Source organism: Streptomyces sp. NPDC050856 (assembly GCF_040653855.1).
Lineage (GTDB): Bacteria > Actinomycetota > Actinomycetes > Streptomycetales > Streptomycetaceae > Streptomyces.
This window is the reverse complement of record NZ_JBFAGV010000009.1, coordinates 104,804-120,412: the sequence shown is the minus strand read 5'-3', so window position 1 is coordinate 120,412 and position 15,609 is coordinate 104,804. Positions and strand designations below refer to the sequence as shown.

Annotated in this window: 9 protein-coding genes; 3 read left to right on the top strand and 6 right to left on the bottom strand. The window is 74.0% G+C overall.

Features of this window, described 5'->3' with window-relative positions:
- Positions 1-56: 56 nt before the first annotated feature.
- Positions 57-2,390 (bottom strand): SpoIIE family protein phosphatase, encoded by a 2,334-nt coding sequence (locus AB0H53_RS11455; RefSeq protein ID WP_362110039.1) that lies wholly within the window; start codon positions 2,388-2,390, stop codon positions 57-59.
- Entirely contained in the window at positions 2,375-6,667 is a 4,293-nt protein-coding gene (locus AB0H53_RS11450; protein ID WP_362110037.1) for a HAMP domain-containing protein, read from the bottom strand. Before AB0H53_RS11450 ends, AB0H53_RS11455 begins: the two co-directional genes overlap by 16 nt.
- Positions 6,668-6,951: 284 nt before the next feature.
- Between AB0H53_RS11450 and AB0H53_RS11445 the strand changes: the two genes are divergently transcribed.
- Entirely contained in the window at positions 6,952-7,827 is an 876-nt protein-coding gene (locus tag AB0H53_RS11445; protein WP_362110035.1) for an RNA polymerase sigma factor SigF, read from the top strand.
- Between the two features lie 55 nt (positions 7,828-7,882).
- Positions 7,883-8,686: an alpha/beta fold hydrolase gene (locus tag AB0H53_RS11440; protein ID WP_362110033.1), complete on the top strand. Its 804-nt coding sequence runs from the start codon at positions 7,883-7,885 to the stop codon at positions 8,684-8,686.
- A 25-nt stretch (positions 8,687-8,711) separates the two neighbouring features.
- On the opposite strand, the gene AB0H53_RS11435 is transcribed toward AB0H53_RS11440, so the two are convergent.
- Positions 8,712-9,749 carry a DUF6777 domain-containing protein gene (locus tag AB0H53_RS11435; protein WP_362110031.1) on the bottom strand — a complete coding sequence of 346 codons (1,038 nt, stop codon included), beginning with the start codon at positions 9,747-9,749 and terminating at the stop codon, positions 8,712-8,714.
- A gap of 373 nt (positions 9,750-10,122) precedes the next feature.
- Between AB0H53_RS11435 and AB0H53_RS11430 the strand changes: the two genes are divergently transcribed.
- Complete coding sequence (locus AB0H53_RS11430) at positions 10,123-11,427, top strand: streptophobe family protein (protein WP_362110029.1); 1,305 nt, start codon at positions 10,123-10,125, stop codon at positions 11,425-11,427.
- On the opposite strand, the gene AB0H53_RS11425 is transcribed toward AB0H53_RS11430, so the two are convergent.
- From AB0H53_RS11425 to AB0H53_RS11415, 3 genes are read right to left on the bottom strand one after another with little or no spacing between them, the layout of a single operon-like run.
- Positions 11,424-12,416 (bottom strand): serine/threonine-protein kinase, encoded by a 993-nt coding sequence (locus AB0H53_RS11425; RefSeq protein ID WP_362110027.1) that lies wholly within the window; start codon positions 12,414-12,416, stop codon positions 11,424-11,426. The two genes, AB0H53_RS11430 and AB0H53_RS11425, sit on opposite strands and share 4 nt — an antisense overlap.
- A complete protein-coding gene (locus AB0H53_RS11420; RefSeq protein ID WP_362110025.1) occupies positions 12,413-13,168 on the bottom strand; it encodes a hypothetical protein in 756 nt (251 codons plus the stop codon). The genes AB0H53_RS11425 and AB0H53_RS11420 overlap by 4 nt, the downstream gene beginning before the upstream one ends.
- A 9-nt stretch (positions 13,169-13,177) precedes the next feature.
- Positions 13,178-15,532, bottom strand: a complete 2,355-nt coding sequence (locus tag AB0H53_RS11415; protein WP_362110023.1) for an FHA domain-containing protein — start codon at positions 15,530-15,532, stop codon at positions 13,178-13,180.
- Positions 15,533-15,609: the final 77 nt, after the last annotated feature.

Genomic DNA, 15,609 nt, shown 5'->3' with positions numbered 1-15,609 from the left:
GCCCCGATCCACGGATCGGGGCCCCCGGAGCGGACCGGCGCCCGGGGGCGGGCGGCTCAGCTCACCTCGACACCGACCAGACAGGTGTCGTCGTCGGTGTCCGAACGGCTGTGCGTCAGCAGCCGGTCCAGGTAGCCGTCCAGCTCCTCCGCCGGCGCGCCCGCGATGGACAGCAGCTGCTCCAGGGCCTGCTCCACGGAGCGGTCCCGGCGCTCGATCAGGCCGTCGGTGTACATCAGCAGCCGATCCCCGGCCTCCAGCCTCACCTGCCGCTCCTCGTACGGCGCCTGTCCCACGGCGCCGAGGAGTATCCCGGCCGGCAGCGGCAGGGACGCCGCCTTGCCCTCCCGGACCAGCACCGGCGGCGGATGGCCCGCCCGGGCCCAGCTCAGCACACGCGTGTCCGGGTCGTAGATCCCGCAGATCGCGGTGGCCGTCACGTGGTCCGTCAGATGGTGGGCCACCTCGTTCAGCCAGCCCAGCAACTGCGCGGGGCCCGCTCCGGTGGCGGCCAGGCCCCGCAGCGCGTTGCGCAGCACGACCATGCCGGTCGCGGCCTTGATGCCGTGCCCGGCGACGTCCCCCACCGCCAGCATGACCTTCCTGGTGGGCAGTACGACCGCGTCGTACCAGTCACCGCCGACCAGGTGCTCCTCCTCGGCGGGCCGGTAGCGCACCGCCACCCGCAGCCCGGAGGTGTCGACCGGGGCCGGCGACGGAGGCATGATCGCCTGCTGCAACTGGAGGGCCAGCCGGTTGCGCTCGGCCGACCGCTCCTCGGAGTCGGCCAGCCGGTCGCGCGTCGCCGCCAGCGCGACCTCGGTCCAGTGCTGGGCCGAGACGTCCTGGAACGCCCCGCGGACCGCGAGCAGGTTGCCGCCCGGGTCGACCACCGGCTCGGCCACGACCCGGATGTAGCGCACCACACCGTCGGCCCGCTGGAGCCGGAACGCCGTGGAGGCGGCGTGGCGGTGGTGCAGCAGCGTGCGCAGGAACCGCCCGATCGTGACGGAGTCGTCCGCGTGGGCGTGCTTGTGCAGCCGGTCCAGCGGGATGGGCGACGCGCTGGTCGGCAGCCCGAACAGCGAGAACAGCTCGTTGTTCCAGATGATCTCGCCGCTGACCGGGTTCTCCTCGAAGCCGCCGATACGGCCCAGCCGCTGCGCGTGCTGCAACAGCTCGGCCAGCCGGGAGGCCTCGTCCTCCAGCCGCCAGCTGACCAGCACACTGTCCCCGAACCGGCCCACGCCCACGCGGGCGACCGGCATCAGCGGTATGTCGGCGACCAGCGCGTTGAGCGTCATCCGCTCGGCGCGGAAGGGCTCGCCGGTGGCGTGGACGCGCAGCACCTGGTCGTAGAGGCTGCCCTCGCGGGCGCTCAGCGGGTAGGCCTCCAGCAGGCTCAGCCCGATGACCGCCCCCCGGGAGCGGCCGGCCGGATCGGTGAACTGCCCGTTGACGTGCGCGATCCTGAAGTCGACCACGCTGTCCCGCTCGTCGAGGAGCGGACGCAGCACCAGCGCCGGGTCGAGCAGCCCGTCGGCCAGGTCCACCAGCGCGGTCAGCGCGGCGTCCGGCTCCTGGCCGGCACCGCCGACCGCGCCGGGATCCGTCCCCGGCAGCGTGTGGGCGCACAGCTCCGCCAGCGCGTCGAGCTGCCGCATGGTGATCGAGCTGAGCGGCGGCTGCGGATGCGGCCAGCACACCTCCAGCACCCCCAGCAGCCGGCCGGAGAGCTGCGCCGGCAGCACCGCCCGGGCGCCGCCGGTGCCACGCCGGTGGCCGATGCCCACCACATCGGTGGGGAGCGTGCCGAACCAGAGCGGCGCCCGCTCGGCCAGCACCCGCTGCGGCAGTGTCCTCATGCCCGGGGGCACATAGCGCCACCGTTCGGCCTCACCGCGCGGGAAGCCGGCGTGACCGGCCAGCGTCAGCCCGCCGTCCCGGTCGGCGGACCACAGCGCCAGGGCGCAGGCACCCAGCGGCGCGAGCGCCTGGTCGAGCAGCGACTCCACCGCGGACTGCGGGTCGCCGGCCAGCGAACCGGCCTCGGCCGCCCGCAGCCGGAGCACCGCCGGGGCGACCACGCCGTCGCCACCGGTCCGGGCCCGGGGCAGGGCGTCGGTGACGTGGTCACCGGACGCCCCGTTCACGATGTCGGCGGCCAGCTCCAGCAGCGGCAGCCGCGCCGCCTCGGACAGCTCCTCCAGATGGCGCGCCGACTCGGTCGGGCCGCCGTGCCCGCGCTCCACCAGGATGCCCGTCGCGATCCCGATCAGCGCCCGCGCGTCGGCGGACTGCTGGGCCAGCGCGAGATCGCGGCGCAGTTGCTCCACCGTCCCCGCGAGCGCGTCGACCCGCTGCTCCTCCCGGCTCACCGGTTCAGCCACCGGCGCATGCAGGCCACCAGGGCGTCCGCGTCGACCGGCTTGGTGATGTAGTCGTTGGCGCCCGAGGCCAGGCTCTTGTCCCGGTCGCCCTCCATGGCCTTGGCGGTCACCGCGATGATCGGCAGGTCGGCGTGCTCGGGCATGGCCCGGATCGCGGCGGTCGCCGCGTAGCCGTCCATCTCCGGCATCATCACGTCCATCAGGATCAGCTCGATGCCGTCGTGCTGGGACAGCACCTCCAGCCCCTTGCGGCCGTTGTCCGCGTGCAGCACCCGCATCCCGTGCAGTTCGAGGATGCCGGTCAGCGCGTAGACGTTACGGGCGTCGTCGTCGACGACCAGCACCGTCCGGCCCGACAGACCGCCGTCGGCGGGCACCTCGGAGTCGGCCACCGGCTGGAGCGGGGCGGCGGGGGTCGACGAGCGCACCAGGGGCAGCACGTCCGTGGGACGCTCGGCGGTCAGGTGCAGCGCGATGCGCTCGCGCAGCTCGTCCAGGCTGGGCAGCAGCTCCAGCGGCCGCAGCCGGGACCACTCGGTCAGTCTGCGCTCCTGCACGTGGTCCAGCCGGCGCGTGTGGTGCGCCAGCACCGGGACCTGGCGCAGCGCCGGGTCGCCCTCCATCGCCTCCAGGAACCGCATCGCGGCCCCGTCGGGCATGTCCAGGCCCAGGACGACGCAGTGGCACGGCTCGGAGGCCAGCGCGGCGGCGGCCTCCTCCGGGCCCACCGCGGTCCGCAGGTGCACCGGACCGCGCGCGTCACCGACACTGCTGCTGTCGGCGAGCTCGGCGACCGCGCTCTCGGCGACCAGCGACAGCAGGCCGCCCTGGCGGTCCTCGATCACCAGCAGACGGCGCTGCCGGGCGGCGGGTGCCGGCTCGGGGACCGTCAGGTGCTCACCGGTGCTCTCCGGTCCGGCGTCCCGGGCCTCGAACCGGGCCGTGGGCAGGTAGAGCGTGAACGTGCTGCCCTCGCCGGGGCTGCTCGCCGCGTGGATCGCGCCGCCCAGCAGGTGGGCGATCTCCCGGCTGATGGACAGCCCCAGGCCGGTGCCGCCGTACTTGCGGCTGGTGGTGCCGTCGGCCTGCTGGAACGCGCCGAAGATCGCCTCAAGGTGCTCCTCGGCGATGCCGATACCGGTGTCCAGGACCCGGAAGGCCAGTGCCGGTCCGTGCTCGCGGACCGACGCCGGCACATCCGCCTCGACGGCCGGCGCGATGCGCAGCTCCACCGCGCCCGCCTCGGTGAACTTGACCGCGTTGGACAGCAGGTTGCGCAGGATCTGGCGCAGCCGGGAGTCGTCGGTGACCAGGTCGGTGGGGACGCCCGGGGCGACGCTGACCCGGAAGTCCAGGCCCTTCTGCGCCGTCATGGGGCGGAACGTCGCCTCGACGTACTCCAGCAGCCGGCGCAGCGGTACCCGCTCCGGGTTGACGTCCATCTTTCCGGCCTCGACCTTGGACAGGTCCAGGATGTCGTTGATCAGCTGGAGCAGGTCCGAACCGGCGGAGTGGATGACCCCCGCGTACTCCACTTGCTTGGGCGTCAGGTTGCGGGTCGGGTTCTGCGCCAGCAACTGCGCCAGGATGAGCAGGCTGTTGAGCGGGGTGCGCAGTTCGTGGCTCATGTTGGCCAGGAACTCCGACTTGTACTTGGACGCCAGCGACAGCTGCTGGGCCCGGTCCTCCAGCTCCTGCCGGGCCTGCTCGATCTCCAGGTTCTTGGTCTCGATGTCCCGGTTCTGCGCGGCCAGCAGCGCCGCCTTCTCCTCCAGCTCCGCGTTGGAGGTCTGCAGCTCCTCCTGGCGGATCTGCAACTCCTCGGAGCGCGCCTGGAGTTCGGTGGCCAGACGCTGCGACTCGCCCAGCAGCTCATCGGTGCGGGCGTTGGCGACGATGGTGTTGACGTTGACGCCGACGACCTCCATGAGCTGGTCCAGGAAGTCCCGGTGCACCTGGGTGAAGGCGTTCACCGAGGCCAGCTCGATCACCCCGAGCACCTGGTCCTCCACCACCACCGGCAGCACGATCAGGCTCGACGGGTCGGTGGCCCCCAGGCCGGAGGAGACGGTGATGTAGCCGGGCGGCAGGTTGTCGACGGCGATGGTGCGCCGGCTGCGGGCCGCCTGGCCCACCAGGGACTGGCCCAGCCGGAAACTGACCGGCCGGTCGACGGCGCCGGGGCTGCCCGGGTGGCCGTAGGAGGCGATCAGGTCGAGCTCGGCCTCGCTCTCGGTGTCCTGGGCCAGGTAGAAGCCGCCGTACTGCGCGCCGACCAGCGGCGTCAGCTCGTCCATGACCAGCTCGGCGACGACCGTCAGGTCCCGGCGGCCCTGCATGAGCCCCGAGATGCGCGCCAGGTTGCTCTTGAGCCAGTCCTGCTCCTGGTTGGCCCGGGTGGTCTCGCGCAGCGACCGCACCATCGAGTTGATGTTGTCCTTGAGCTCCGCGACCTCCCCGGAGGCGTCCACGGTGATGGACCGGGTCAGGTCGCCCTCGGCGACCGCGCTCGTCACCCCGGCGATGGCCCGCACCTGCCTGGTGAGGTTGCCGGCCAGCTCGTTGACGTTCTCGGTCAGCCGCTTCCAGGTGCCGGACACGCCCTCGACCTCGGCCTGCCCGCCGAGCCGTCCCTCACTGCCCACCTCGCGGGCCACGCGGGTCACCTCGGCGGCGAACGACGAGAGCTGGTCGACCATCGTGTTGATGGTGGTCTTCAGCTCCAGGATCTCGCCCCGGGCGTCGACGTCGATCTTCCGGGTCAGGTCGCCCTGGGCGACGGCGGTGGTGACCTGGGCGATGTTGCGCACCTGGTTGGTCAGGTTGTTCGCCATCGAGTTGACGTTGTCGGTCAGGTCCTTCCAGGTACCCGCGACGTTCGGTACGTGTGCCTGCCCGCCGAGCTGTCCCTCGGTGCCCACCTCGCGGGCCACCCGGGTCACCTCGTCGGCGAAGGCGGAGAGCGTGTCGACCATGGTGTTGATCACACCGGCCAGCGCGGCCACCTCGCCCTTGGCCTCGACGGTGATCTTCTGGGACAGGTCGCCGCGGGCCACCGCCGTCGCCACCTGGGCGATCGAGCGGACCTGGCCGGTCAGGTTGGAGGCCATGACGTTGACGTTGTCGGTCAGGTCCTTCCAGGTGCCCGACACGCCCCGCACGGTGGCCTGGCCGCCCAGGTTCCCCTCGGTGCCCACCTCGCGGGCCACCCGGGTCACCTCGTCGGCGAACGCGGAGAGCTGGTCGACCATCGTGTTGATGGTCTCCTTGAGCTCCAGGATCTCGCCGCGCGCGTCCACCCGGATCTTCTGGGAGAGGTCACCCTGCGCCACCGCCGTGGTGACCTGGGCGATCGACCGGACCTGCGCGGTCAGGTTGTCGCCCATCACGTTCACGGACTCGGTCAGGTCCTTCCAGGTGCCCGAGACCCCCTTGACGTCGGCCTGGCCGCCCAGGCGGCCCTCGGTGCCCACCTCGCGGGCCACCCTGGTCACCTCGGAGGCGAACGCCGAGAGGGTGTCCACCATGGTGTTGATGGTGGTCTTGAGCTCCAGGATCTCGCCCCGGGCGTCGACGTCGATCTTGCGGGTGAGGTCGCCCTGCGCCACGGAGGTGGCCACCGCCGCGATCGAGCGGACCTGGGCGGTGAGGTTGCCCGCCATGAAGTTCACCGAGTCGGTCAGGTCCCGCCAGGTGCCGCCCACGCCCGGTACCTGTGCCTGGCCGCCCAGGCGGCCCTCGGTGCCCACCTCACGGGCCACCCGGGTCACCTCGTCGGCGAAGGCCGACAGCTCGTCGACCATGGTGTTGATGGTGTTCTTCAGCTCGTGGATCTCGCCGCGCGCGTCAACGGTGATCTTCTGTGAGAGGTCGCCCTTGGCCACGGCCGTCGCCACCTGGGCGATGTCACGCACCTGGGTGGTCAGATTGCCGGCCATCGCGTTGACCGAGTCGGTCAGGTCCTTCCACGTGCCGTGCACGCCGGTGACCTCGGCCTGACCGCCCAGCCTGCCCTCGGTGCCCACCTCGCGGGCCACCCTGGTCACCTCGGAGGTGAACAGCGAGAGCTGGTCGACCATGCCGTTGAAGACGCCCGCGATCTCCCCCAGGAGGCCGTCGGCGTCGGTCGGCAGCCGCGTACCGAAGTCGCCGTCGCGGACGGCCGTGAGCCCCGCCAGCAACTGGCGCAGCTCGGGCTCACCGGCCACGCCGGCGGCCTTGCCCGTCCTGGCGCCGCGTACGGCCGTACGCCCGTCGGTGCCCTGCCCTGACGCCATCGTCACTCCCGCCCCTCGCCGTCCTCGTACCACTGTGACCGGCCGGAAAGGACCGGTCGGGGACGCGTCCTCGACGGCGTCCCGACGTACAGTGTCACAGTTGTCATCAGGCAACAGTCTCGCAGGTGTACGGGGGGCCGCGCCCCACGGACCGGCTCGCCGGAGCGCGGCCGGAAAAATTTGGCGGGATTTCCGAGGCATGGACGGGTGTGACGCGGGTAAGCGCGCCGCACCGGCGCCGCCGGAGTGATCCGCGGCACGAGAACGACCAAGGGGAGACGAACGTGACCACCGTTGCCTGGACGCGGACGACGACCGGGACCGGTGCGCCGGACGCGGACGGGGCCGGTGCCGGACGGGTCGTCGAGGTCGCCGACCCCCGGGCCCTGGCGCCCAAGGACGCGCGGGCCCTGTCCAAGCCGCTCTTCGAGCGGCTGGCCGTCCTGGAGGAGGGTACGCCGGAGCACCAGTACGCGCGCAACACCCTCATTGAGATGAACATGTCGCTCGTGCGCTACGCGGCCGGCCGCTTCCGCAGCCGGGGCGACGACATGGAGGACATCGTCCAGGTCGGCATGATCGGGCTGATCAAGGCGATCGACCGGTTCGAGCTGTCCCGCGAGGTGGAGTTCACCACCTTCGCCGTGCCCTACATCGTCGGGGAGATCAAGCGGTTCTTCCGTGACACCAGCTGGGCCGTCCACGTGCCGCGCCGGCTCCAGGAGGCGCGGATCGAACTGGCCAGGGCCACCGAGGAGCTCAGGTCCAGGCTCGGCCGGACCCCCACGGCGGGCGAACTGGCGGAGCTGATGAACCTCACCGAGGCGGAGGTCACCGAGGCCCGCCTCGCTTCCAACGGCTACAACTCCGCCTCCCTCGACGCCGCGCTGAGCGGTGACGACGAGGACGGCGAGGCGAGCCTGGCGGACTTCATCGGCCAGGAGGAGCCGGCCCTGGAGCTCGTGGAGGACTTCCACGCCCTGGCCCCGCTCATCGCCGAGCTGGACGAGCGCGACCGCCGGATCATCCACCTGCGCTTCGTCGAGGAGCTCACCCAGGCACAGATCGGGGAACGGCTGGGCGTCTCCCAGATGCACGTCTCGCGGCTGCTGTCCCGCACCCTGAGCCGGCTGCGGGCGGGCCTGCTGACCGCCGACTGACCGTTCGCCGGAAACCCGTGGTGCCCCTGGTGATCGCGAACCTAGGGTGAGGGGCATGGACCACACAACGGTGAACGGCGTCACCCTCCGCTACGACGACTCGGGGCCCCGGGACGGCCTGCCCGTCGTCCTCCTGCACGGGCACCCCTTCAACCGCACCCTGTGGGACCCGCAGGCCGCCGCGCTGACGGCGGCCGGCCACCGGGTGGTCGTTCCGGACCTGCGCGGTTACGGGGACAGCGAGGTCGTGCCGGGCCGGACGACGCTGGACCGCTTCGCCGACGACACCGCCGCGCTGCTCGACCACCTGGGGGTGGAGCGCGCGGTGGTCGGTGGTGTGTCGATGGGCGGGCAGATCGCGATGGAGTTCCACCGCCTGCACCGGGAGCGGGTGCGGGCCCTGGTGCTCTCCGACACCTCGCCGGTCGCCGAGACCGAGGAGGGCAAGGCCGCCCGCAACGGCCTGGCCGACCGGCTGCTCGCCGAGGGGATGGACGGGTACGCGCGGGAGGTCATCGACCGGATGATCGCCCCCTACAACGTGACCGGACGGCCGGACGTCGCCGCGCACGTGCTGGGCATGATGCGCGCGACCGCGCCGGAGGGTGCGGCGGCGGCCCTGCGCGGCCGGGCCGAGCGCCCGGACTACCGTGAGTCGCTGGCCGCCGCGGCCGTCCCGGTGCTGGTCGTGGTGGGCGCGGACGACGTCTACACCCCGGTCCGCGACGCCGAGGCGCTCCACGCGCTGGTCCCGCACTCCGCACTCGTCGTCATCGACGGCGCCGGTCACCTGCCCGGCCTGGAACAGCCCGAGCGGTTCAACGCCGCGCTGCTGCCCTTCCTGGACGCCCTGGTCTGAGCCCCGTCCGCCGGCCCCCGTCCGCTCAGGACTCCGGCGGCGGCGCGGAGCCCTCGGTGTCGGGCGCGGGCGGGGAGCCGGGAGCGGGCGGCTGCTCCTCGGGAGTGGTCTCGCCGGCGGGTTCCTCCGTCGTCGTGGTGTCGTCCGGAGGCGTGGTGGTGGTGTCGTCCGGAGGCGCGGTGGTCTCGTCCGCGGGCGTGGTGGTGGTGTCGTCCGGGGGCGCGGAGGGCGGCAGGTGCGAGGTCGAGGGGGGAGCCGTGGGCGTCGGCGGCAGCGTGGAGACCGTCGGGGAGGGGCTGGCGTCCGGCGGCGCGGTCTCCGTGTCGCGCGGCTTCCCGCCCGGCTTGCGGGCGATCCAGTCCCCGGTCCTCACGTCCCGCAGGACGAAGGTGTCCACGTCCCGCTCCGCGGGCGCCACGACCACCGCGTTCGCCGTCCGGTAACCGGGCCACGGCTTGCCGACCGGCCGGGGCTTCTTGTGCAGTACCGGTTCGTCCAGCGGGTTTCCGCAGGCGCACCGCACCCGGGGCACGCCCTGCCGGTCGACGAGGACGGCGGTGCCGGCCTGGAGCACCGCCTGGTATCTGGTGGCGGCGCCGTCGCGGTAGCCGTGGTTGGTGACCCAGGTGTCGTAGCGCAGCCGCACCGGGGTCAGGGACCGCAGGTGGTCGGGGACGGCGGACGGCTCGATGCCCAGGGCGGAGGCGAACGCGCGGTTCTTCGCCGGGTCGCCGGCCAGGTAGTCGATCTGGCGCGGGACGTCGCAGCTCGCCACGTTCTTCGTGCCGCCGTACAGGCCGGCCGTCGAGCCGCGGAACTGGCGCAGGGCGGTCGGGGTGCCCTGCCTGGTCGGGCTGGCGTCGGTGGCGGGGGCCCGCGGCTCGTCCTCGTCCCGTGCCGTGGACGGGGTGAACGGGTCGGGCCCGGTGGCGGACACCGGCAGCAGGGACAGCTCGCCGCCCGCGGTGCCGCCGCCGTCCCCGTCCCCGCCGGGCCGGGTGAGGACGACGACGAGGACCACCGCCACCACGAGCGCCGCCACGGCCGCGGCCACCTTCGGCACCGACCGCCACCACGGGCGGCCCGGCCCGCCGCCCGGGCCGCCCCCGGTCCGGCCGGGGCCGCCCGCGCCACCGCCCGCACCGTCGCGGGCCCCGCCGCCGGAGCGCGGCGGCGGCGGTGGGCCGGCCTCCTCCGGGCGGGAGGACCCGCCGGACAGCGGCCCCGACGGGGGACCGGTGGGGCGGCCGGAGGAGGGGTCGGACGGGCCGGAGGGCGGGTGGGAAGTCACGTTTTTCCCTTTCTTCCGTTCCGCGCCATTGTGTGTCTGCTCCCCGTACTCCCCGCAAGCCGGGAGGACGCCCGGCCCGGGCCTCCGCCCGGCGCGGGCCGGCCGCCGGCGGGCGGCCCCGCCGGCCCCCGCTTAACGTGGCAGGGTGAGCCGCCAGCGACCCAGCACACCGGACACCGCGCCCCCCGGCGCCCCGCCCGGCACCGCGCGGCGCGTCGTCCGCGACTGGCGCGACGCCCTCGTCGCGGTGCTCGCGGGCCTGGTCGCCATGGCCGTCACGGCCGCCCTCGGGCTGTGGGCGGCCGGCGCCGGCGACCTGCCGGGAGGCACCTTCCCGCACGTCCTGGCCGCCGTCGTGGTCATGGCGGCGGGCGGCTCGGTCGAACTGACCGGTGGCGCCGGGATCATCGCCGGGACGGACGCCCGGCTGACCGCCATGCCCCTGACGGTGACCCTCGTCGGCGCCCTGGCGGCCGGCGGCTGCTTCCTGTGGCCGCTGCGGCACCACGCCGTCGCCGGCACCGGCGCCCTGCTCGGCCGGATCGCCCGTACGGCGGTGCTGTGGCTGGCGGCCCTCGCCCTGCTCACCGCCCTGGCCCGGCGCAGCTTCGAGGTCGCCCCGGCCGACTCGCCGGCCGCCCTGATCGGCGACCTGCTGGACGCCACGCCCACCGTGGGCTTCCGCGCCGAGCTGTGGCCCACCCTCGGTCTCGGCCTGCTGTGGCTCCTGGGCGTCCTGCTGATCGCCCTGCTCGTCTCCCGCCGTGCCCCGCTCCCGGTCCGGCTGCTGCGCCACCAGGAGGCGGTCCGCCCGGCCGCCTTCGCGATGCTGCTGCTCCTCCTCGCCTACGTGGGGCTGGGCCTGCTGATCGGCCTGGTCGTGGCGGCCACCCGGGGCCACCCCGCCGAGACGTTCGCGGTGCTCCTGCTGGGGCTGCCCAACGTCGTCTGGACCGCCCTGGGCCTGGGCATCGGGGGCTCGTGGGACGGCAAGGTGGACGGGCCGTTCGGCCTGCCGATGCCCCAGCTCCTCGACCGCGTCCTGCGCGGCGAGCGGGAGACCACCCTCGACGTGGGGGCCCTCGCCGCGTACGACGCGCGGGCCTGGTGGCTGGTGCCGGTCGCCGCCCTCCTGCTGCTCGCCGCCGCCTTCACCGCCGCGGTCCGCTCACCGGCCCGCACCCGGCTGTGGCAGCACGCCCTGCGCCTGGGAGTCGCCTTCGCGCTCACCCTCCTGGCCGTCTGCCCGGTCACGGACCTGTTCGCCCGCTACGGCCTGTCCCTGCTGGGCATCGGCGAGATCGAGGAGCTGGGCGGCGAGGTGGCCCTGCGCCCCCACACCTGGACGGCGGCCGGCCTGGCCCTGCTGTGGGGCCTGGTCGCCGGCTTCCTCGGCGGGCTGCTCGCCACCCGGGTACGCCGCCGCGGCGAGACCACCACCGGGCCCTAGCCGCCGAGCCCGGGGAACACCGGCAGCGCCCAGCGCGGCGGCAGCGGCGGCGGCTCCACCGGCCGCGCCCCGGACGGCGCCGTACGGGCCGGCCCGCCACCGCGTCCCGTGACCGCGGCCCGCAGCTCGGCCACGAACCGCAGACAGGTGTCGTACCGCTCGTCCGGGGCCTTCGCCAGGGCCCGCGCCAGCACTCCGTCGACGGCGGCCGGCAGCCCGGGCCGCTCCCCGGTCACCGGCGGCGGCGGATCGTACTGGTGGGCCCACAGCAGGGCCATGTCGTCGTCCCGGCGGAACGGCGGTACGCCCGTGAGGGTCTCGAAGACCACGCAGCCGAGGCTGTACACGTCGCACCTGCCGTCCACCGGGCGGCCGGAGATCTGCTCGGGCGCCACGTAGTCGAGGGTGCCCACGAACTGGCCCACGCTGGTGAACCCGGTGAGCGACAGGGACTTCTTGGTCAACCCGAAGTCGGTGAGGTAGACGTGCTCGGGGTGGTCGCTGTCGGTGCCCTCCGCGACCAGGATGTTGCCCGGCTTGACGTCCCGGTGCACCAGGTCGTGCGCGTGCGCCGCGTCCAGCGCGGAGGCCACCTGCACGGCGATCCGCGCGGCCTTCTCCGGCGGCAGCGGGCCCTCGTGGTCCAGCAGCGCCCGCAGGTCCTGCCCGGCGACGTACCGCATGGCGATGTAGAGCACCCCCTCGGTCTCCCCGGCCTCGAACACCGGCACGATGTGCGGGTGGTCGATGGCGGCGGCCACCCGGGACTCGTGCGCGAACCGCTTGCGGAAGGTGTCGTTGCGGGCCAGTTCCGGGGCGAGCAGCTTCAGCGCCACCGTACGGTCGAGCCGCAGGTCCCGCGCCCGGTACACCACCGCCATGCCGCCGCGCCCGATCTCGCCCTCCACCAGGTAGTCGGCCACCCGCCGGCCGATCAGCCCGGACGCCCGGCCCGACGGCAGCCGGGTGTCGTCCGGCGGACCGTTCACCGCTCCTCACCCGCCGGGCCGGAGGGACGCCCGGCCTCGCCGGCGCGCTCCACCAGCCGGGTCGGCTCGGCGTCCGCGCCCCGTGCCGCCGACGGGCCACGGGCGGGCGCGGAGCCCCGGCCGGCCGCCGGAACGGGTCCCTGGGCGGGCCCCGTGGGCTGCTCGGCGAGCTGAGTGGGCCGGTACCCGGCGGTCGGGGCCGCCCCGTCCGCGTTCGGCGCCGCCGGCCCGGCGGCCGCCGACGGGCCCGCCGGAGCGGCGTAGGTGCTCAGCCGGGTGCCGTCGCAGTACACCCAGCGCTCGTGCTCGGCCTCGTACAGCCACAGCCCCTCGCCGTCGACGACCAGCCCCACCCGCAGGCCGCGCGTGCGGCGCCGGAAGGTGTCGCCGTCCCCCCGCCCCGCGGCCAGGTCGCCGGCCGCCTGCCGGTAGCGGCTCAGCGACTCCTCCACCCGGGCCAGCAGCGGCCCGGGGTCGGCCGTCCTCGCCATCGGCTGACCGGCCACCGGCGGATCCGGCGGCACGGAGACCAGCAGCCGCCCGTCCACCCAGGCCGACCAGCCGTTGGAGCAGGCGACCAGGGCCCAGTCGCCGAGCCGGTCCACCAGTTCCACCGGCAGGAACGGGTCCAGCGGCACGCTCGGCCGGGAGGGGTCGGGGGCCTCCCAGGTGGGCAGCCCGTCACGCGGCACCACATGGGTGGGCCGGAAGTCCGGGTCTGCGGCCGGGAGGGAGGAGCCGGGAAGGACCATGGGCCGGGCCTACTTTCGCATGATCACGGGTTCGTGCCGGCGCAGCAGTCGGGTGACCGCGTACCCGAGGACCAGGCAGAGGGCCACGAGCATCCCCATGTCGAACAGCCAGGTGCCCAGGGAGTGCGCGAACAGCGGGTCCGCCGTCTTCTCGTCCGGCACGATCCGCGCGATGTCGATGGTCGAGCCCATGGCCCCGAACGCCCACCGCGACGGAATGAGCCAGGAGAGCTGCTCGACCACCGGCGATCCGTGGATCGTCAGCAGCGCGCCGCAGAAGACGACCTGGACGATGGCGAGGAGCACCAGCAGTGGCATGGTGACCTCCTCCTTGCGCACCATCGCCGACACGAACAGGCCGAGCATCATCGCCGTGAACGACAGCAGCGCCACCGCCAGGGTGAGTTCCACCAGCGCGGGCAGGACCACCCCGTCACCGCCCGGGACGTTCAGCGGGACACCGATCAGGGCGACCAGGGTCAGCACCACGGCCTGCACCACCGTGATCAGACCGAGCACCACCACCTTGGACATCAGGTACGCCGATCTGGACAGGCCCACGGCTCTCTCCCGGCGGTAGATGGTCCGTTCCTTCACCAGCTCCCGCACCGCGTTGGCGGCGCCCGTGAGGACACCGCCGACGCACAGGATGAGCAGCACGTTCAGCGTCGACTCGGGCCCCAGGCCGCCCTCGGACAGCGCCCGGGCCATCGCGCCCATCACGAACGGCAGCGCGACCATGATGGCGAGGAAGGTCCGGTCGGCGGCGAGCGCCGCGGCGTACCGGCGCACCAGCGTCCGCAACTGGGTGCCCCAGCTCTGCGCCTTCGGCGGGGGCGGGGGAGCGGCCGGAGCCAGGGGCCCGTCCGGCCCCGGCCGGCTCATGGCGGCGGTGATGTACTGGTGGTGGAAGCGGGAGGCGCGGTACCGCTCGGCCCAGTCGCGTTCCCGGTCGTTCTCGAACGCCTCGAACGCCTCGGGCCACTCGGCGAAGCCGAAGAAGCCCAGGGCGTCCCCCGGCGGTCCGTAGTAGGCGATCCGGCCGCCCGGCGCGAGCACCAGCAGCCGGTCGCAGACCTCCAGGCTCAGCACACTGTGGGTGACCACGACGACCGTACGGCCGTCGTCGGCCAGCCCCCGCAACATGTGCATCACCGAGCGGTCCATGCCCGGGTCGAGGCCCGAGGTCGGCTCGTCGAGGAACAGCAGCGACGGCTTGGTCAGCAGCTCGAGCGCCACGCTGACCCGCTTGCGCTGGCCGCCGGACAGACTGTGGACCGGCTGGCCCGCCCGCTGCTCCAGGCCGAGCTCCCGGATGACCTCGGTCACCCGGGCCCGCCGCTCCGACTTCTCGGTGTCCTCGGGGAAGCGCAGTTCGGCGGCGTAGCCCAGGGCCCGCCGTACGGTCAGCTGGAGGTGCAGGATGTCGTCCTGCGGCACCAGGCCGATGCGCTGGCGCAGCTCGGCGTAGTCCCGGTACAGGTCGCGCCCGTCGTACAGCACCGTGCCCCGGTCGGCGGGCCGCAGGCCGGTGAGCGCGTTGAGCAGTGTGGACTTGCCGGCGCCGCTCGGCCCCACCACCGCCAGCAGGCACTTCTCGCCGACCGGGAACGACACCCCGTCCAGCAGGGTCTTGCGGCCGTGGTCGACCGTCACCGACAGGTCCTGCACGTCCAGCGAGACCTCGCCGGTGTCGGTGAACTCCACGAGCCGGCCGCCGGCCAGGCAGAACGCCGAGTGGCCGATACCGATGATGTCGTCGGGCGCCACCCGCTCCAGGGTGACCGGCCGGCCGTTGAGAAAGGTGCCGTTGTGGCTGCCCAGGTCGTGGATCCAGTAGGTGCCGTCCGGCTCGGCGCGCAGCTCCGCGTGCCGCCGGGAGACCACCAGGTCGTCGACGACCAGGTCGTTGTCCGAGCCGCGCCCGATGCGCACGGTGCGAGCCGGCAGCGGCCGTACCGAGGTGGGCCGGCGGAAGGTGCCGGTGGCGGCGGGCACGGATACGGCGGACGGGCGGGGTGTCGCGGCGGGCGGCCCGTGGCCCGCCAGTACGGCGCGCGGGCCGTCGGCGGGGTGCCCGAACCGGATGACGCTGCCGGGCCCCACGTTCCACAGGTGGACGCGCCGGCCACCTTCGGTGAAGGTGCCGTTGGTGCTGTCCTCGTCCTCCAGCGTCCAGTGCCCGTCGTCGGGCCGCAGCACCGCGTGGTGCCAGGAGACCCGGGCATCGGCGAGCACGATGTCGCTGGTGGGGTCGCGCCCGATGCGGTAGGCCCGGGTGGGACTCATCACGGTGGAGTCCCCGCCGACGTCGACGACGAGCTCGGGCGTGGGCGCGGCGGGCACGGAAGGCCGCTCTGCCATAGCAGAATCGTATCTTTCCGGACCTGTCCCCGCCTGGTCGGAGCGGCGCGCCGGCGGCCCGGCGCCGGCACCCGCCG